We start from the raw sequence: 17,658 nt of genomic DNA, 5'->3' as shown, positions 1-17,658 counted from the left end.
GACTTCGAGAGACACTTTTCGCTCCAGAGCGGTCGGTCGGGGAAAAAAGCAGGCATTTAAAACGTAGCCCGGATGCAGCAAAGCGGAGTCCGGGGAGCGGTCACTGCGGCGAGGAAAGACCCTGGAAACCGGATTCACCTTCATCCTAGCTTGCTATGTATCCTTGTTGCCGGCTGGAGTTTGATAGTGACAGGCGGCAGATATCATCATGGTCGCTCCTCTGTATTCAGATGCAAGTGCCTCAATGAACTGCGGAGTTACCGTAAGTGTCTTATGCCTCTTCTCTGGCTTCGGCGCAGTTGGAGTGAAGAGGTCCACCGCCATTTTGTCTTCATTAAAGCGCCATTCCCCATGAACAAGGTCGTTGCGCTGGTCCATCACTGATCGAGCTTTATCAAGGGACTTTTTAATGTCTTCTTTTTGTTCTTTCTTGATGTCAACAGTCGGAAGTAGTGCCACTATCATTCCTACGCGTGCCGCATTATTGCGGCTTGAGAAAAACAAGGCCTCAGCTTTGTCTGTGCTTAAGCCGCTTAGTTTTGTGAATAATTGAACCATTGCTCGATCGAGAAGGTTCGCTCGCACCATTAGTAAGCCGAGTGCTTCAAGCGTTTTGGAAGGGTACTGTTGCCCAAAATACTCTGTTGTCGAGGAGGATTTTGACTCAGCCCCAGGTGTGTAAGTGTTGAATATGTTAGCGGGTTTCGGCCTGTGAGGAAGGGCGTCGAGCGAGTTTTTTAGAGAAAACTCAAGCGTTGCCGCACACTCTGCGTTCAAAATGGTTGTCAGGCCATTGCCAGATGGAGTGAAGAAATTCAGCATTACTTGGCCGCCGGCATCGCCTCCGTGCAGGGCTCCTGCAAATACCATGGTGGTATAAAACGGAACCAATTGTGGCGATGGCGGTAAGCTTTTTGATAAAGCTTCCATGTGTCCGGCCATGCCTCCAAATTCCAAAGCAAGCCCAGTAATGACAGCACGAGAGCACTGGAAGTAATTGTTAATACCATCTTCGCCCAAAAGGCCAAAGTATGCGTGCTCACCATGCTCAAAAATGGCAAAGCGATGAAATCGCTGTATCAGCTTTGCTTGAAGGAATTCTTCAGGCAGTTGCACTTTTTCTCCTTTAGGGCTAACCGGCAGCAAGCCTGACCCTCCGCTCCTGGCCGCAAACCGTCAAACTTTCTCATCACCAATATTCGGACGAAACCTGCCCCAAGGGGCGAGCCGTGACGCACTGCACGTGCACGGTTTGATTCAGCTCAATGCCAACCGAATAGACGGGCATCCGATGGTTTGAGGCGCACGTCCCTCGGGGCATCCCGATGGGGCCGGTCTGGCGCTCGAATTGTCCCCAGAAACTGTGTAAAACCCGGTTCATACATGGCACAAAGCCCGCTCACAGCGGGCTTTGTCATCACTGCGCAATGATTGCGCGGTGCTTAATCTGCGCGGGCAGACGCGGCCTTGAGCTCCAGCTCCAGCGCGGTGGTGAATCCGGCGTCGTTCAGTGTGTTGGTCACGCGGGTGATGAGCCAGGTGGCGGCGTCGATCTGATCCTTGAAGCCCTCGACGGTGACGGGCAGCTCCGGGAAGAGGTCTTCCCGGCCCAGGGCGAGCGTGAGGTTGAAGGTGGCGAGCCCGCGCTGCAGGCGCTGCCATTCCGCCCGCACGGCACGCTCGGCGTTCGTTTTGCTGGCGTAGGTGTGGCGCAGGGTTTTGGTGCGCTCGGTGCTGAGCTCGATGGCGTTGTTCTGCTCGATGTCGGCATCGAGCTGGGCGGCGGTCTTGGCGGCTTTTTGCTCGATGGTTTTCCAGGCGGCCCGGGCGGCGTTGAGGGCTGCGGCGCGGGTGGCATAGACGTGGCTGAGGGCCTTGAGGGTATCCGTGCTCTGGAGCGCCAGCGTGTGGGCATTGCCGCGCAGGGTGGTGTGCTGGCTGCCGGCGCTGCTGACTGTGACCTGGCCGTAGGTGGAGGTCTGGCCCTTGGCGGCATAGACGGCCACGACGCTGCTGTAGTGGCGGCGCTTGGCGGCGGAGGCTTTCTCGATGACGGCTTTGACCTGCGCGCCATCGAAGAGGATCTCGCCGGTGCGGCCGGCGCGCAGGTCCTGGTAGTAGGCGCGCACAGCGGTGTAGCTGTCGCGCTCGGCAATCGCAAAGCGGTGCTGGTCGCCGCTCTGGCGCGTGACCGTCGCCGTGGGGAAGGGGATCCCGGTCGCACTCTCGGCTTCCCCGATTGGCATGAAGAGCAGCCGGCCTTTCTTGACGGTGCAGAGCGCATCGAAATCCTCCGCGATGCGGGTGAGCAGGTTTGCGTCCGATTCGCTGGTCTGATCGATATGCTCGATGACTTCGCCAGCGAGCCGGGCCGACACGCGGGCCTCCAGCCCGTAGGCGGCGGCCACGCTCTCGACGATGGCGCCCACCGTCTGGCCGCTCCAGGAGCGCTCCTGCTTGTTCGTGATGCCCTGGCGTAGATCAGCACTGCGGCCGCGTAGCGTGAGCTGATCGGGCGGGCCGCTGTGCTCGATGTCGTCGATCACATACTCGCCTTTGTCGGCGAGCGACTTGCCTTCCCAGCCCAGGCGCAGCGAGAGGGTGACGCCGCGTGAGGGGAGGGCGATGAGGCCATCCGAATCATCGAGCACGATCTCGAGCGTATCGGCCTCGAAGCCGCGATTGTCGGTATGGGTGAGGCTGATGAGGCGCGGCGCGAACACATCGGTGAGCGTGCGGCCACCCAAGCTCACCGACCAGGCGGGTTTGACGGCCGGCAGCGCCCCGGGGGAAGCCTGCATGAGGTTGGCTGTTGTGGCCGTGGGGATGCCGCTCATCGCGCCAGCACCTTGTTGGCCACATCACTGATCACGCCCATGATGAGGCCCGGGCCTTCGTCGGCGCGCTTCAGGCTCAGGCTGAACTCGATCTTGCGGGCGGTGCCGTCCGGGTAGAACTCGGTGTGCGTGGTCTCCAGCCCCTCGATGAGGTAGTGGCCGTAGATCTTGTAATCCCCTCCGATCAGAAGCCAGGCCTGCCCGGTGTTGCCCATCTCCTCCAGCACTTCGAGCGAGACGCGGCCGAGCGTGGCGAGGCTGGTGTGGGTGACACCAGTGAGCGTGATGCTCTCGTCATCCACGCCCAGGAACTGGTGCGCCGGGCGGGCGCCCACGCGTGCGGCCGACGGGTGCCGCCAGGCGAGCTTGCGGGCAATGCTCTGGTAGGCGGCGGTATCGACCGAGAAGACGAAGAGGCCCAGCGCCATCATCACTCGCTGCACGGGCGCTGCCTTTCTGCGCGGGCGATGCGCGCCCAGTCATCCCGGCACTCGGCATTGCACCAGCGCAGGCCAAGGGGGAGGGGCTCCTCACAACAGAGGCAAGCACCGGTCGCGGCCGGGCCTTCCGGTTTGCGCAGGGCGAGTGCCAGGCGGCGGCGGAGCGCTTCGTGTTGGCTCGCGAGTTCGAATTCGTCCATGGCGGGTGGGGCTCAGTGGTTGTCTGCAAAGCGGGAGCGCAGGCGGGCGCGCACGGCGGTGTCACGCTGCTGCAGCTTCTGATCGACGAGGTTCGCGACCTCGGCCGGGTTCATGCCCGGGGCGGCGTAGATCTGGAAGGTGGCGGGGCCGGACTGCACGACGGGGGCCGCTGCGGCACGCGGCGCGAAGCCCGTCCTGGCGCTGGTGATCTGGCTCGCCTGGCTACCGGCTTGCCGGCCGGCTTCGGCCACGGCACCCAGCGCGTCGGCTGCGGTGGGCGGCAGCTTCTTGCCGAAGAGGCCGGCGACGAGCCGCACCTTGTCATAGACCGCGCCCAGCGGTGACCAGTTAAGCAAGAGCTTCGCGATGCCGCCGATGCCTTCGGAGAAGGCCTGGGTGATCTCGGACCAGAGGCCCTTGAACCAGCCTTTGATGGGTTCCCAGTACTTGTAGATCAGCGTGGCCGCCACCGCGATGCCGGCAATGATCGCGACGATCGGGTTCGCGAGCAGGAAAGCAGTGACCGCACTCACCGCACCCCCCATCAAGGTGAAGGCGCCGGTGGCAAGCGTGCCGGCGGTGGTGACGCCGGCCATCGCCGTGCCCATCATCGCGAAGGGCGCGAGGAGGGCAGCCGCCCCGATCAGCAGTGCGCCCAGCACCACGAGCAGCACGCCCAGCCCCGCCGCGATGCGCATGAGCCAGGTCATGAGCCGCGGATGCTCGGCCGCAAAGGCGCGCACCGAAGCGCTCGCGTCTCCCATCCACTGGATCAGCGCCTTCAGGTCGGGGGCGAGCGCGGCACCCGCGGTGGCGAGCAGGTTGGTGAAGCTGCCGCTGGCGGCTTCCCATTCGTTCTTGAGTGTGCCCAGCTGCTCGTTCACCCGGGCTTGCAGCTCTGCCTGGGCCGCCATCTTCTGCTGCATTTCGGCGTAGCCGGCTTTGCCCTTGTCGATGAGGAGCGAGACGACTTGCAGCGTTTCGGCGTCATCCCCGTAGATTTCCTTGATGACGGAGAGCCGCTTCTGGGTGCTCATGCCCTGCAGCTTGGTGAGCTGCGCGAAGAGCTGATCGAGGCCGCCGAATTCACCCTTGCCGTTGGTGAAGTCGAGATTGATGCCGCCGGCGGCATTGCCCTTGGCGACCTTCTTCGCGTCGAGCGACATCTGCAGCACTTTGCGGATCGCGTTACCTGAGGCTTCGCCCGCCATGCCCGCCTGATCCATCAGGGCGATCAAGGGGGCGAGCGCACGCGCCCCTTCAAGGCCTTGCGCCTTCAACACACCGAGTGCGGGCGAGAGCTTGGCGAAGGCGTTGAGCACGTTGGCCGGATCGACGCCGGCATAGAAGCTGCGCTGGATCACATCCATCAGATCCATCATCTCGCCTTCGGTGCTGCGGGTCGCGTCCTGCATCTTGGCGGCGAACTCGGCGGCCTGATCGGTCGGCATCTTCATCTGCACGGCGAGGTAGGCCGTGGCTTTGCCCAGCCCGCCCAGGATGCTCTCCGCACTCATGCCCTGGCGGATGAGGGTCGTCATCATGGTCTGGAAGTCGGCCGTGGTGCCGGGCAGCTTGTCGCCCAGCTGGGTGGCCAGCTCGTTGAGCTGCTGGAAAGTCTCGGGCACAGAATGGTTGGCCCGCATCATCGCGACACGCAGGCCGGTGGCGGCATCTTCCGCTTCGGCATAAGCGCTTACCGTGCTGCCCACGCCTGCGAGTGTGGCGGCCCCGGCTGCACCCAGCCCCACACCTGACTTCGCGAGGCTGTCGCGCGTGCGGCCGATGCGTTCGGAGGCGGCAGCGATGGCCTGCTGGCGCCGCATCTGTTCGTTGAGCGCGGTGAGCTGTGCGCGCTGCACGCGGTAGCGCTCGTTCAAGGCATTGGCCTCTTGAGCGAGTGCTTTCTGGCTCTCGATCATCTCGCGGGTGGGCACGCCGGCACCGGCCATCCGGTCTTCGAGCACCCGGGTGGCGCGCTGCAGATTCGTGATGCTTGCCTGGGTGTGCTGGAGCTGGCGCGCGAGCTCGCCCGACTTGCCCTTGGCGGCCGAGAGCGGGCGCGAGAGCTTGTCGATGGCGCTGAGCACGACTTCGAGTTTCAGTTTGTCGAACGCCATCAGGCCTCCTCCGGTTGATGACGCTGGCGTGCGCGCTCATGCCAGCCCATGAGCTCATCCAGGCTCATGGGGTCCATGTCACGGGGCGTCCAGTGAAAGACGAGCGCGAGGTCAGCCATGGCGTCTTCTATGCGGTCGGGGTAGCGGAGCTGACCGCAGCCTGCGACGCAAAAAAACCGGCCACCTCCAGCCCCAGCGCCATCAGGTCGACGGGGTCCAGCGCGGTGACTTCCTGCGTGGTGAGGTTGGGCGTGGTCACGCGCGGCAGCACGATGTGAAGATCATTGACCTCCAGTCGGATGAGGCCCGCGAGGCTCGCGCCGCGCAGCGCACCGCTGTTGGGCTTGGTGACGGTGACCTGGGTGATCTTCTGCTTGCCACGGGTGATCGGGGTTTCGAGGGTGATGGGCGTGACAGATTCAGACATGGCGGGACTCCTGATCGGGTAGGTGGGGCCTTAGAGGCCGATGGCTGCGCGGTGGGCGGCGAGGCGGTCTTCGCCGTTGATGCGCTCGATGTTGTTGAGGAAGTCGATCTCGACGATGACTTCGCTGTTGATGGCGAGCTTGTAATAGACGCAGTCGGTCTTGACCTTCACCTCGCTCTTCTCACCGGGCTTGGCACTGCCCGGATCGATCTCGCTGTGGCGGCCGCGCACGGTGATCTCGACGGCTTCCACCGTGCCGGTGGCGGGTTCGTCGTACGCGCCGGCAAAGCGCACCAGGGCGGCGTCAATCGCTGCCGCACCGTAGCCATCGAAGAGGCCCTTCATGAGGCCGCCGTAGCTGTGCTCGAGCGAGATGGCTTCCTGCCCCATGTCGATCATCACGCCGCGCCGGGCCTCTTCGGTCTTGCGGGTGAGCTTGGGGAGCGTGACTTCGAGGGCTTCGCCGAAGTAGCTCACGCCGTCGAGATAGACGTTCATGTTCTGGAGTTTGCGGGGCAGGCCCATGGGGGTGGTCTCCGGTTCGGTTCAGACGGCGGGCGGCAGGCTGGCAGCCACCCGCGAGGGGTCAGGCATTCACGCGCGAAGCGAAATCGACGAGGTAGGAGTCGGTGATGCGCTGGCGGAAGTTGAGGTCTTCGAGCGGGGGCACCGGGGTGTAGTCGTAGTCGAGCCACAACTTGCCGGCTTTGAGGGTGTCTTTGTCATTGACCGATTCGTCATACCAGGCACTGCCATCGATGAGGTAGCCCAGCGCCTTGAGGTTGCGGAACTTGGCGTTGATGCCTTCGAGAATGTCTTTGACGAGCGAGGGGTGCATGGGCTTATCGACCGCCCACATGTGCGCTTCACCGATCGTGTCAGCCAGCACCTGGGCGGTGCGGGTGGCGGACTCGAAGGCGAAGAGCGGGTCATCCGAGCAGGTGCGCGAGCCCCAGAAGCGGTAGCCGTTGCGGCAGACGAGCGTGGTGACCTCGTGGCTGTTGAGGTAGTTGGCGTCCGTGCTGGGCTCTTGCAGATCCCAGTACACATCGCGGTCGATGCCGGTGACGCCGGCCACATTCACGTTGGAGAGGGTCTTGTGCCAGCCGACTTCGTTGTCGAGCTTGGCGCGCAGGCCCAGCGCGCGGGCCACGGCCCAGGCACGCTCCGAGGTGCTGGTGGTGGTGTTCCAGGAAAGAAAGTCAGGCCACAGCAGCATGAGCTCACGGGCGCCGAAGGTGGCGCGGTAGGCGGCGACTTCTTCCTTGGTGGCGAGGTGGTTGGCGCTGGCGTAGGCGAAGCCGCGCAGCTTCGGCGCGAGGCTGGCGAGCTCGGCGGTGACGGCGGGCGTATCCAGCCCCGGGCAGCCGAGAATGCGCGGCTTGATCTGGAGCTGGGTCTGGGCAGCGAGAAGGGCTTTCATGCCGGTGTATTTGCCGGCCGCCGTGGTGGTGCCGATGACGGCGGAATTCTGCAAGGCCTCGGTGTCGGCTTCTTCCACCCGCACGATCACGCAGGCGGCATTGGCCTGATCGGTGATGGCGTCCAGTGTGGCGGCCAACGTGCCGCTGGTGCCGGCCTTGGCGAGCGCGGCCTGCACATTGGTGACGAGCACCGGAGTGTTGAGCGGGAAGGCGGCGGCGTTGGCGTCTTCTGCGGTCGCGACCAGGCCGATGATGGAGGTGTCAATCGTGCGGATGGTGCGCGTGCCGTCGTTGAGTTCCTGGACGCGCACGCCGTGGTGATAGCTGTCTGCCATGTGGGGTCTCCGTAGGCGTGGGGTACGCAGACAGAGTGCCGCGCGCGCGTGGGCCGGGCGAGCGCGCGGTGTTGTGAGCCGGGGGGCTTACAACGTGGAGAGGCGAAAGGGGGGAAACAGGTTCAGCGACCGAGCTGAAGCGAGGGCGGGAGGCCGGATTGCGTGAGGGCGGCGAGCGTCATCCGGTTGCCTTCGACCATCTCGTTCCGGAAGCTCTCGACCGCGGCCGAGGTGCTGCGGGAAGCCCCTGCAGTTTCCACCAGCAGCACCGGCAGCCAGTGCAGGGCACAGCCGCGCTCGGGTTTCTCTTCGCCGGTGTTGGGGTTGCGGCCCTGCAGCTCGATGAACCAGGCGCAGCGCTGAATCTTTCCCTCGCGGGCCTCTTCGCAGCGGTGACCCAGCGGACAGGTGAGCACGGTCTCAAGCGGCATCGGAGGTCTCCTCGCGGGTGTCCGCACGGGCGGCACTGGCCGCACTGGCCTGGCGTGCCGCATCGAGTGCGGCCTGGTCCGCTTCGGTCCAGCTGCCCTGGCTGCGCATGATCTCAATGGCCTCTTCACGCAGCAGGGCGTAGTCCTCGATCGGGGGGCGTTGCGCGGCGGTGAGTGCTGCACGGGCTTCCCACCGGTCATTGACCCGGTAGAAGGTGTGGCCGGCCGGCGCCTCGCCCGGGGCATCGAGCACCGTGAAGGGCGGAAGGTGGAGCTGATCCTGGTCCAGGTTGTTGGGGAAGGCATAGGGGCCGATGTATCGGCCGGTGTCCGGGTTGTACTGGTAGCCGGTGATCGTGGTGGATGCGTTCGTCATGCTTCAGTTCTTCTGGCAGAGGATGAGGTTGAGGTAGCGCGGTTGCCAGTTGGTCTGGCTGGAGCCGTTGTCGGTGCCGCCGGAGTGGGTGTGGTTGGAGGAGACGCCACCGGTGCGGAAGTAGTGGGCGTGGTCGGCGGTCACGTCAGACGTTTCGGGGACGCGGCCGATGCCGCCTTCGTCCCAGAACTGGTCTCCATGCTGGAGCCCGCCAAACTCTCCCGCCCCGAGCACCACAAACTTGTTTCGGGTGCTGTTGTGCACGTGGCCATTGGTTTGGCCTCCGGTCCAGCCATCGTGGGAGTGGTCCGAGGAGATGCCGCCGGTGGTGAAACCGTGGGTGTGCGCGGGCACGACATTGCAGACCACCGGATCGTGGGTGCCCCCGGCACCGTAGCCGCCATTGATCACCACCCGCAGCAGCCGGTTGTTGGCCATGTCGGTGGTGTTCTGCGTCCAGCCGGTGGGGGCGGAGGCCTGCGCGAAGAGCAAGCGCGTGCCGGTGGCGAAGTGGTGTTCGCTGGCGACGTGGCTTGCGATCGCTGCCTTCACGCCTCGCGCATGCACGGCGCGCGCCGTGTCGTCGCCTGCGACCGTCTCGGCGATCGTGGCGAGCTCCACCCGGCCGGCGGCGTCTTCTGACGCGGCCGGCACCTGCTTGGCAATGGCCTGGGCGGTGCGCTGCGGGCTCATCCACGTGCCGGCCTCTGATCCGGCCTCGGCGGAGGCTTGCGAGGCTTTGTCGGCGAGCTTCACCCAGCGTGCATCCCCGGATTCGAGGGTGGGATGCGCGATCGAGGGGTCGAGCACGATCTCGATGGCGCTCGCGTCACTGACCACCAGCACGATGCGGATCAGGGTTTCGCGCGCCACGCCGTTGCCGGGCGCGGGCTTCTCGGTGGCGGGGAAGTCGGCAATCGCCACGAGCTTGCCGGCACTGTCCCACAGGCCCAGCTCGCGAATGGTGTAGCCCCCGGAGCTTGCCGGGATTGCGCCCTCGATCGTGATCCGGTTCTCGGCGGCCCGGCTGCCATTGATCTCTCCGCGCCAGGTCTCACGCGTGAGGGCGGTGGCCGCAGCACTGGGCACGATGGCCGCCCCGTTGCCGTCGCCCACCGACAGGTGGGTGATCTTGAGCGTGCTGCGTGCCGCGATGGCCGCCGCGATGGCGGCCGCGCCGTAGGTGGTGATCTGGGTGGTGTAGGCCATGGGCGAATTCTCAGGCGGTGGGATCGATGGTGATGACTTCGCTCACCTGCAAGGCAGCCCCGGCATAGACCCGGCCGGAGGAGACCGATTGCACGGTCATGCTGGTGAGCTGCGAGCGGGCGTTCTTGTAGCGCTCGATCGTCTTGATGAGCCGGGCCTGGAGCGCTTCGGTGACGCCGTGCCCGTTCATGTCGGTGAGCTGCACGCGGAAGGTGTAGGGGGCCGCCACCGGTTCATCGGCAAACCACTCGACGACCTCGATGTCATAGCCGATCGTTTGCAGCGCACGACGGATCGAGCCGATCGTGCCCTTGTGCGAATGCACGTAGAAGGCGGCGGCAATCGCGGCACGCTTCTCGGCGTCCGTCCAGTCGGGCTGCCATTCATCGACGGACTCCTGCCAGGCGAGCCAGGGCAGGAAGGACGCGGGGCAGGTCTCAGGATCAATGAGGCGGCGCAGCTCGACGGGCAAGGCGCTCTCGATCACCAGCACCTGCTCCAGGCGGCGCTCGAGCGTGCTCGCGTTGGGGGGCAGGAGGCTCATGCTGAGGGGCAGGAGACTGTTACTCGTCGATGCCATTATTCGTCGATGCCATGGGGCGTGACCGTGATGGCCGTGCAATAGGGCGCCTGATTGCGTGCGATCGGAATCTCGGCGGCAGGTTCAATCAGGGTGACCTTCTGCACGCCTTCCTGGCGGAGAGCGGCGTAGAGGCCATCGAGGGTGATGTCTCGCCCGAGCTTGTGCTGGGACGTGGCATAGGCCCTGGCCGCCGCAATGGCGTTGGCGAGCACGACGCTTTGATCGGGGCCGGAGAAGAAGGTGAGCAGCGCGGTGATCGGGTATCGCACGATCTCGGCCGGGACCACGGTGACGCGATCGGTGAGGGGGCGCACATCCTCTGCGGAGAGTGCCGCCGAGACCGCGGCCAGCACGGCGGCTGACGCTGCGCCGTCTCCTTCGCGGGAGAGCACGCTCACGACTACATCGCCGGGTGAAGGGCTGCTGGCGTCTGCATCCAGCACCTGGCCCGAGGCGCTCAGCGCATGGAAGAGGTAGCTGCCTTCGCTGCCTGCGGTGGTGTAACCCTCGGGGGCGAGCTGCACGCGCCGGCGCAGGCTGTCGTCATCTTCCATGACGGCCGCAAGAGGGGGCGTGACGGTGAGATCGGCCGGGGTGATCTCCAGGCGTTTGACGTTGCGCCCGGCGGCGATATTGTCCAGATCCTGGCCGGTGGCGGTCGGCAGCAGCACGGCCCGTGCGGCGTCATTGATGCGGGCGCGCAAGAGGAGTTCGCGATAGCAGCTTTGCTGCAGGTGGCGCGCGAGCGGTTCGCTCTCGAGTGCCAGGGTGGCGGCGATCGCGGCCTGCTCGTCGGCAGGATAGAGCGCGACAAGCGACGCACGGCGCTCGGCATAGAGCGTTTCGAAGTCCAGCGTCTCGAGGATGTCCGGAGCACTCAACAAGGAGAGATCGACGGCGGAGAAGGCGCTCATACGGCGAGCCCTCCGAGGCTGATCGGCAGCTGGAGGCTGACGCGGGTGTCGGTGCTGATCACGGTGGCTTCCATGTCGAGGGTGAGCCGGGCAGGGGTGGTGGGGTCTTGATGGACGCGCAGGCTCGTCAAGCGGATACGCGGCTCCCAGCGGGCGATGGCGGCGGCGGAGGCCGCAATGGCCTGCATGAGGGTGGTGTCGTTGAGCGGGGCGTCGATCAGGTCGGGCAAGAGGCTGCCGAACTCGCGCCGCTCGATGCAGGCACCCACCGGCGTGGTGAGGATGCGCTCGATGCTCTGGCGGATGTGGTCGAGCCCGCTGAGGCTGCGGCCGGTGGTGGCGTTCATGCCGCTCATGCCGCACCTCTGGGTTTGCTGGTGATGCCCCCGCCGGTGCCGTGCTCTTCGTGGTCGTGGCCGGTGAGGCTGATGTTGCTGGCGATGACATCGCCATCAGTGGTGAAGCTGCCCCCGGTCTGATTGATGGGGCCGTGGATGGTGTTGCCTTCGCCCGCGCCCGATCCGGCCTGACCGAACATCCCGGCGAGGTAGCTCAAGAGCTTGGTGATCGTTGCGCGGCCCAGCACAAGGAGGTCGCCATCGATGGTGACGTCTCCGGTGATGTGGGTCTTGGGTACGTCCAGCGTGACGAGCTCGCTCGCCTTTACGGTGGCGGTCTTGATGCCGGTGACATGCAGTGCGCTGCTCGCGTGGTTGTACAGGATGACGGCGCCATCGGGGTAGCGGATGACGTGCTCATCGGCACTCGATGAGGGCGGGGGGGCGGCGTCGGTATGGAGCCCGCGCAGCACGACGCCGGCGGCGGGCTCACCGCTGGGGCAGAGCAGGAGCACTTGCTCGCCCATGACGGGCGGATCCCAGGTGCTGGTGCTGGCGGCGCGCTGCTCCAGCCAGGGCAGCCACTGCGTGGTGAGGCCACCGGAGGCCACGCGCACGCGCACGGAAGCCAGATCGACCGCGGCAATGGTGCCGGTGCGGATCAGGCTTTCGAGGCGGCGAGAGAGGTCGGCAAGGCGCAGGGAATCCATGCGCCGAGGATGCCGCGCGCGCGGGAGAAGAGGCGCGCGCGGGTGTTGTGAGCTGGGGGGCTTACAACGTCAGGAGGGGCGGGTGTTCAGTCGAGCCAGGTTGCTTTGGGTGGCTCGGTCCGATTGCCGGACAGTTTGAGATGGCCGTAGCCGAACTCCCAGGCGCTGCGTGGGTGCTGTACGTTGAGCAGCAGCGGTTCCCCATATTCGTATTCAAGCTCGACCCGGAGGTTTGAGGCTTCCAGCGAAATGCCATTGACCTCAGTGCTCCGCCCTCCCGGGAGAAAAACCTTCTGAATCTGGGTCATCGCATTGACCTGGTAGGAGATGGTGGCCTTGAGGTGATCGGAACAGGTGTTTTCGAGTAAGAGCGTGAGGTACGAGGAAGCTTCAACCTCGCGCGGGTTGAGCGGGTGGGTATTGGTCAGCATGTGCCCCTCTCTGCGATGTGGAATTTTTCAGCCATGCCCGTCGCATTTCGCGACTAGTGTCATGGCTGTTTTTGTAGTGCATCTTGGTGCGTGCTTCGGGCGGTCTGATGAACAGTCTCCGCTCGTCGCTGCTTCGATTGAAGGGGGTGCGGTTTGTTCAATCAAGCAGACCATTGGGCGGCAAATTGGCGCAGCACTACCGAGAGGAAGGGCTTCTGGGATGGGGCTCGTTGAAAGGCTTCGAGGTATGCCCAGCGGCATCTGTCGGCGTTGTCGACAGATGCCGTGGCACTTTTTTTGTCTGTCTCCATGTCTGCGATCAGGGCGAACTGTCGAGTAGAACGCCTTGTTCACATGGGATCGATTCAAGATCTCGATGCTTGGTATAGCAAGCATACTAATGGGCGATTTTCCGACCCCGTACCTCACACTGAGGACGATGAGGTCGGGGTGGGGGCGTGAGGTGCGTCAGACTTCGAGCGTGATTACTCGATCCACTGCGCGTCGTTGTTGCCCGGCCATACGCCGGTGAGTTTGAGATGGCCTTGCCCGGTTCTCCAGGCTGCTCGGGGCGCTGCTATCTTTAAGGAATGGGAGGCGCCCATTACAAAGTCCAGATCGATGGTGAGGTCTTCAGCACTCATTGAAATGGCATGGATTGTGAATGTGCGCCGTCCGCTCACGGAGACTTCCTGAATGTGCTCTTCGCCGTTGGCGAAGTAGGAGACCGTCACCTTGACGAGGTAAGTGGTGGCGTTGTCGAGCAACAGGGTGAGGTAGGAGGTTGGCGTGCGTGCCGCCGAATGAACCTCGAATGCCTCAGCCATCGTGCAACTCCTTCTTCGAAAAATCAAATGATCGGCCGCGCGTGCCTATGTCACCACCAAGCATTTTTTGGCTGGCACGTGTCGCTCTTAACGGTGTGCGCAGCGATGGGAAGTGCGGTGGAAAACTGCCATATAGGTGGAAGAGACGCCTTGCGATAGGTCCAATCTATTTGAATACGTTACTTTGACAAGTGCATCAAAATAAGTTCATGAAGGCCCTGTTCATCCTCCTCCGAAAGCCCCAGCAACCTGCGCGCGGGATAGCGCACTTCCGGTGAGTCGCGACGCCGCTCAACGCGGTCCCGCAAGCCGAACTGGTGAATGGTGGCAATGCGGCTGGCCGCCTCGGTGAAGACGACGCGGGCCGAATCCGCGCTGCTCTCGGCTTTGAGATAGCGGGCCGTGGCGAGCCGGGCGAACATGCGGCGGCGGATCGCTCCCTTGTTCTTCCACTGGATGAGCGCGCGAAGGCGGCCATTGCGGAGGCCGTCAAGCCGACTCTTGCGAGGCTCGAAGGGTGTGCCGTCCGGATTCACCTGAGCGCCGATGCGCTGCCGCTGACGCTCACGCAGGCGGCGGGCGAGCTCGCGGGCGAGCGTGCGGCGCTCGGCCGGTTCGGTCTGCGCGATGAGGGCGGCGAGGCGGGCCTCAAGGACGTCGAGCCTGGGCATCAGGCCTGCGCTCCGGTGGTAGGAATGTCCAGCGGGCCGGTGGGCGGCCACATGATTTCCTGACCCTTCAGGAAGAGCTGCCAGGTGTAGCCCGCTGGCGTTACGTCGTATCCCGGTGCCGCCAGGTGCTCGGCCATCAGCCCACCGGTATCACTCTGACGCAGCACGACGCGCTCGGTGAGCTGCACGCGGATCTCAACGTCACAAGTGTCGTGGGTGAGGATCTCGGCCTCGAACTCGATTTGCGGCGTGGCCTGGTTGAGCAGCAGATCCGGCTGGTGCTCGGCGAGCCAGGCGATCAGGGGCACGAAGAGGCTGTCCGGGTGGCCGTGGTAGTCGGTCACGACGATGCTGCAGGTGTAGCCGTAGGCAAAGCCGCCCCCGGGCACGGCGGTGGCGCTGAGCGTGCCCTTGTCGATGAAGGTGTGCAGGCTGTCCGCCGCCGCTTTCAGGTGCGGGTTCGCCTGGATCAGCGCGGCCCGCAGGCTGGCTGGTTTGATCATGGTGCAGTGAGCGCGCGGTAGGTGATCAGGGTCGCCTGGCACTGCCCGAGCTGTCGGGCGACTTCATCGGCCTCTCCGGCGAGCTCGACAAGATCTGCAGCAGTCGCACCCGGAAGCTCGGCTCGCGGGGCGTCATCGTGGCCGGGTCCGGCGGCGGCAGCGCCGGGCAGATCGTTTGGACAGGTGGCACGGACGACAGGGACTGACAGGCGGGCAGTGCCAGCGCGATAAGCAGCAGCGGCGCGCGCGACTTCAGCTTGATCATGACGGGTCTCCTTCAGGGTGGTCGCCGCAGTGGCGTGGATGGCTTCAGCAGCGCGCTGCTCACGCACGCGGGCAGCTTCGAAGGCACGGGTGCTGGCCTGCGCTTCGCGGGTGATGCGGCGCGCATCGGCCAGATCGCGGATACCGGCTTCATGGGCCACGCCCTTCACCCAGCCTGTACCGAAACAGGCGAGTGCGAGGAGTGCCAGGAGCACGCAGCGGTAGGGCGCCGGGATCATCACTTGCACCACTTCCGGAAGTTGTCTTGCGCGGCGTTGTTGCGCTTGCCAAGGCTGGCCCAACGCCGACCACCAGCCCAGAGCCAGCGATCGAACTCATCCGCAGCCCCCCAGCAGTCGCCCGCGTTGAGCTTCTTCAGGAGCGAAGAGCCGGCGAGTGCGGTCGTGCCTTTGTTCCAGGCGAAGTCGCCCAGCATTTCACGCTGCTGCTGGGTGGTGGTGACCTTCACCATCTTTGCCAGGGCAGGCGCGACGATGTGCTGCATGAGTTCGATTTCCTTCTCGAAGCATTCCTGCTGCGTGTAGGTGCGGCCGGCCACAACCCAGCCCGGAGCGGCGGCATTGGTGATGCCGCGGCAGACCGTCAGCAGCCCCGGCACGGCCGGATCTTCATACGCCTGGTAGCGCACGCCTTCCCAGCCCGCGGTGAAGTCGTATTGCCGCTGAGTGACCAGATGGCTTGAACCGATCGCGATCAGGGTGCCGGCGGCAATGACGGGGAGGATCTGCTTCGCGGCGGAACCTCGTTGGCTGGCGCCCAGGCGGCGCTCCTCGCGGGTGTCGCGCCGGCGCTGGTAGTACCAGTTGATGAGGAAGGTGCCGATGCCCAGCATGAGGCCGATCTTGCTCTCGAAGCTCAGAGCGGCGATCTCTTCGCCGATGCTGGTGAAGAGGCCCTTGATGAAGAGGCTGATGCTGGTGGCATAGCTGGCGAGGGTGGTGTTCTCGGTGCTCATCGGTCAGTCCCAGAGGTTGAGGGTCTCGGTGGTGGAAGCGGTGTTACGCCTAGCACTCGCGGCCGGCATGCGCACTTCGGTATCCATCGGCAGGACGGCGCCGAGCTCGGCCAGGCCTGGATTGGCTTCCAGGACGGCTTCGACATGCCCCTGGGTCGCGCCGTAGTAGCGCCAGCAGAGCGCGTCGAGCGTGTCGCCCTGGCGGCTGCGGACGGTGTTGAGCAGGGTCGCCATCAGATGAGCTCGACGACGGTGCGGGGGCGGCCGAGGATGTCGCTGATCGCCCAGCGGGCGTCACGCCGGAGCACTTCGATGGGGGCTTCGATGAGCTCGGCACGCTGGGCCCCGGCGCCGGTGGCATCGGTCGCACGGTACTGCTCGGCGAGGCTCGCTGCCGCATAGCCATACACCGCCCGGCGAAAGCGGGCGAGGTGGGCCGACTCGCCATCGATCTCGGGCGCGGGGACGTCAGCGAGCCGTGCATGGCCTTCGGCGAGTCGATCGATCTTCCACTGGGCGAGCTGCTCGATCGCATGGACCATGCCCTCGACGAGGGCTGCGCGCAGACGCTCGGCCGAGACATTGCCATCGATGCGCAGGGCGGCCATGGCTGCCGCGGGATCGATCTCGGGCCACCAGTTGCCGGAGCGGATCGGAGCGCCGTAGGCGCCTGCCGGATCGGCGCCGACCGAGACAATGGGGCTGCTGCCAAATGCGCCGAAGGGGGAAGTCATGATGCGGCTCCTGGTGGTGCGAGGGGGGCGAAGGGGGCGAACGAGTTGGGGGCTGCGGTGCAGGGGGGGCGGTGGTCGGGGCGTCAGGGCCGGACCCGTGGCACGAGGCCAGCGGGCGGCTCATCAGCCCCGAGCCGCACGGGTGCGCGGGGCGCTCTTTAGGCCGGTGGCGGACCGGCGGTGTCGGGGGGCGAGGGGCTGGCCTGCCTGAGCTCACGCTCAAGGCGCTCGATGTCTTTCTTCACGCCGCACTTGTCGTGGAGCTGCAGCGCGCGGGTGAGGCACTCGAGCGCCTGGCGCCGGAGTTCGAAGTACTCAGCGGCCGAGTGCTCGGACGGCTCGGCCCTCTCGGCTCGCGCCCGCAAGGCATAGCCGCAGGCCTTCAGGAGCTTGGCGCGCACCTCGTCCGGCATGTCGGCCTCGGCGACGAGCTCGGCGCAGGCGAGGAGCTGTGGCGCATCGGCGGCGAGCTCCGCCCCCTCATGCTTGAAGGCGGTCTCCGCCATCTCCTCGGCGATGAGGCAGGCGGTGGTGCGCTGGAAGCGGTCGGGCAGCGCCAGATCGTGGGCGATGGCGTGCTGCGCCATGGGCAGCGCGGTGGCAAAGTCTCCGGTGTCGATCGTCCAGATCAGCACCGTCATGAAGACCTCATCCTGGCGCGGGCTGCCCGAAGCGATCACGCCCTCACACCAGGCGCGGTAGGCGGGCAGGAGCTCGCGCTTGACCGCGACCTTGCGCTCCGTACTCTGCACGGCCTTGAGGCGGCGCCGGTCAGCGTCGAGCTTGACGAGCATGAGCTCGTATTCGTTGGCGTTCGCGCGGGTCAGTTCGCTCTCCGCCCCGGCCTCTTCAGCCAGGGCGGCCAGCACGCGGTGCCGGTGGGCCAGTGCGTGGCGGCTCATGCGGA

The 17,658-nt window shown here is 65.2% G+C and carries 24 protein-coding genes; all 24 read right to left on the bottom strand.

Features of this window, described 5'->3' with window-relative positions; genetic code table 11:
• Positions 1-153: 153 nt before the first annotated feature.
• The gene (locus tag ABDB87_RS17680; protein WP_345929518.1) at positions 154-1,116 is read right to left on the bottom strand and encodes a hypothetical protein; all 963 of its coding nucleotides are present in this window, start codon (positions 1,114-1,116) and stop codon (positions 154-156) included.
• A gap of 326 nt (positions 1,117-1,442) precedes the next feature.
• Positions 1,443-2,837: a contractile injection system protein, VgrG/Pvc8 family gene (locus tag ABDB87_RS17675; RefSeq protein ID WP_345929516.1), complete on the bottom strand. Its 1,395-nt coding sequence runs from the start codon at positions 2,835-2,837 to the stop codon at positions 1,443-1,445.
• Positions 2,834-3,280 (bottom strand): phage tail protein, encoded by a 447-nt coding sequence (locus ABDB87_RS17670; RefSeq protein ID WP_345929513.1) that lies wholly within the window; start codon positions 3,278-3,280, stop codon positions 2,834-2,836. The genes ABDB87_RS17675 and ABDB87_RS17670 overlap by 4 nt, the downstream gene beginning before the upstream one ends.
• Before the next feature lie 209 nt (positions 3,281-3,489).
• Positions 3,490-5,598, bottom strand: a complete 2,109-nt coding sequence (locus ABDB87_RS17665; protein WP_345929511.1) for a phage tail tape measure protein — start codon at positions 5,596-5,598, stop codon at positions 3,490-3,492.
• A complete protein-coding gene (locus ABDB87_RS17660; RefSeq protein ID WP_345929509.1) occupies positions 5,598-5,717 on the bottom strand; it encodes a GpE family phage tail protein in 120 nt (39 codons plus the stop codon). Before ABDB87_RS17660 ends, ABDB87_RS17665 begins: the two co-directional genes overlap by 1 nt.
• An 8-nt stretch (positions 5,718-5,725) precedes the next feature.
• A complete protein-coding gene (locus tag ABDB87_RS17655) occupies positions 5,726-6,025 on the bottom strand; it encodes a phage tail assembly protein (RefSeq protein ID WP_345929507.1) in 300 nt (99 codons plus the stop codon).
• Between the two features lie 30 nt (positions 6,026-6,055).
• Complete coding sequence (locus ABDB87_RS17650) at positions 6,056-6,550, bottom strand: phage major tail tube protein (protein ID WP_345929505.1); 495 nt, start codon at positions 6,548-6,550, stop codon at positions 6,056-6,058.
• Positions 6,551-6,611: 61 nt separating this feature from the next.
• Positions 6,612-7,784: a phage tail sheath protein gene (locus tag ABDB87_RS17645; protein ID WP_345929504.1), complete on the bottom strand. Its 1,173-nt coding sequence runs from the start codon at positions 7,782-7,784 to the stop codon at positions 6,612-6,614.
• 122 nt (positions 7,785-7,906) lie between these two features.
• Positions 7,907-8,215, bottom strand: a complete 309-nt coding sequence (locus ABDB87_RS17640) for a hypothetical protein (protein WP_345929502.1) — start codon at positions 8,213-8,215, stop codon at positions 7,907-7,909.
• On the bottom strand, positions 8,205-8,591 hold the full coding sequence (locus ABDB87_RS17635) for a hypothetical protein (protein ID WP_345929500.1): 387 nt from the start codon (positions 8,589-8,591) through the stop codon (positions 8,205-8,207). Before ABDB87_RS17635 ends, ABDB87_RS17640 begins: the two co-directional genes overlap by 11 nt.
• Before the next feature lie 3 nt (positions 8,592-8,594).
• The gene (locus tag ABDB87_RS17630) at positions 8,595-9,800 is read right to left on the bottom strand and encodes a phage tail protein (protein ID WP_345929498.1); all 1,206 of its coding nucleotides are present in this window, start codon (positions 9,798-9,800) and stop codon (positions 8,595-8,597) included.
• A gap of 10 nt (positions 9,801-9,810) precedes the next feature.
• Positions 9,811-10,344 (bottom strand): phage tail protein I, encoded by a 534-nt coding sequence (locus ABDB87_RS17625; RefSeq protein WP_345929496.1) that lies wholly within the window; start codon positions 10,342-10,344, stop codon positions 9,811-9,813.
• Between the two features lie 35 nt (positions 10,345-10,379).
• Positions 10,380-11,297, bottom strand: coding sequence for a baseplate J/gp47 family protein (locus ABDB87_RS17620; RefSeq protein WP_345929494.1), 918 nt, complete (start codon positions 11,295-11,297; stop codon positions 10,380-10,382).
• The gene (locus tag ABDB87_RS17615; RefSeq protein ID WP_345929492.1) at positions 11,294-11,653 is read right to left on the bottom strand and encodes a GPW/gp25 family protein; all 360 of its coding nucleotides are present in this window, start codon (positions 11,651-11,653) and stop codon (positions 11,294-11,296) included. The genes ABDB87_RS17620 and ABDB87_RS17615 overlap by 4 nt, the downstream gene beginning before the upstream one ends.
• Positions 11,650-12,345 (bottom strand): phage baseplate assembly protein V, encoded by a 696-nt coding sequence (locus ABDB87_RS17610; protein ID WP_345929490.1) that lies wholly within the window; start codon positions 12,343-12,345, stop codon positions 11,650-11,652. The genes ABDB87_RS17615 and ABDB87_RS17610 overlap by 4 nt, the downstream gene beginning before the upstream one ends.
• An 86-nt stretch (positions 12,346-12,431) precedes the next feature.
• Positions 12,432-12,776, bottom strand: coding sequence for a hypothetical protein (locus ABDB87_RS17605; protein ID WP_345929488.1), 345 nt, complete (start codon positions 12,774-12,776; stop codon positions 12,432-12,434).
• A gap of 485 nt (positions 12,777-13,261) precedes the next feature.
• Positions 13,262-13,603, bottom strand: coding sequence for a hypothetical protein (locus ABDB87_RS17600; protein WP_345929486.1), 342 nt, complete (start codon positions 13,601-13,603; stop codon positions 13,262-13,264).
• A gap of 179 nt (positions 13,604-13,782) precedes the next feature.
• Positions 13,783-14,274 carry a phage virion morphogenesis protein gene (locus tag ABDB87_RS17595; RefSeq protein WP_345929484.1) on the bottom strand — a complete coding sequence of 164 codons (492 nt, stop codon included), beginning with the start codon at positions 14,272-14,274 and terminating at the stop codon, positions 13,783-13,785.
• Entirely contained in the window at positions 14,274-14,777 is a 504-nt protein-coding gene (locus ABDB87_RS17590; RefSeq protein ID WP_345929482.1) for a phage tail protein, read from the bottom strand. Before ABDB87_RS17590 ends, ABDB87_RS17595 begins: the two co-directional genes overlap by 1 nt.
• The gene (locus ABDB87_RS17585; protein ID WP_345929609.1) at positions 14,774-15,280 is read right to left on the bottom strand and encodes a lysis system i-spanin subunit Rz; all 507 of its coding nucleotides are present in this window, start codon (positions 15,278-15,280) and stop codon (positions 14,774-14,776) included. The genes ABDB87_RS17590 and ABDB87_RS17585 overlap by 4 nt, the downstream gene beginning before the upstream one ends.
• Entirely contained in the window at positions 15,280-16,017 is a 738-nt protein-coding gene (locus ABDB87_RS17580; RefSeq protein WP_345929480.1) for a glycoside hydrolase family protein, read from the bottom strand. The genes ABDB87_RS17585 and ABDB87_RS17580 overlap by 1 nt, the downstream gene beginning before the upstream one ends.
• Positions 16,018-16,020: 3 nt before the next feature.
• The gene (locus tag ABDB87_RS17575) at positions 16,021-16,251 is read right to left on the bottom strand and encodes a tail protein X (protein ID WP_345929478.1); all 231 of its coding nucleotides are present in this window, start codon (positions 16,249-16,251) and stop codon (positions 16,021-16,023) included.
• Positions 16,251-16,751, bottom strand: a complete 501-nt coding sequence (locus ABDB87_RS17570) for a head completion/stabilization protein (protein ID WP_345929477.1) — start codon at positions 16,749-16,751, stop codon at positions 16,251-16,253. The genes ABDB87_RS17575 and ABDB87_RS17570 overlap by 1 nt, the downstream gene beginning before the upstream one ends.
• 158 nt (positions 16,752-16,909) lie before the next feature.
• The gene (gene gpM, locus ABDB87_RS17565; protein ID WP_345929475.1) at positions 16,910-17,653 is read right to left on the bottom strand and encodes a phage terminase small subunit; all 744 of its coding nucleotides are present in this window, start codon (positions 17,651-17,653) and stop codon (positions 16,910-16,912) included.
• Between the last annotated feature and the right edge of the window lie 5 nt (positions 17,654-17,658).

It is taken from the genome of Uliginosibacterium paludis (genome assembly GCF_039631355.1).
Taxonomy (GTDB): domain Bacteria; phylum Pseudomonadota; class Gammaproteobacteria; order Burkholderiales; family Rhodocyclaceae; genus Uliginosibacterium; species Uliginosibacterium paludis.
The sequence above is the reverse complement of the archived record's forward strand: the minus strand, read 5'-3'. Positions and strand labels throughout refer to the sequence as shown.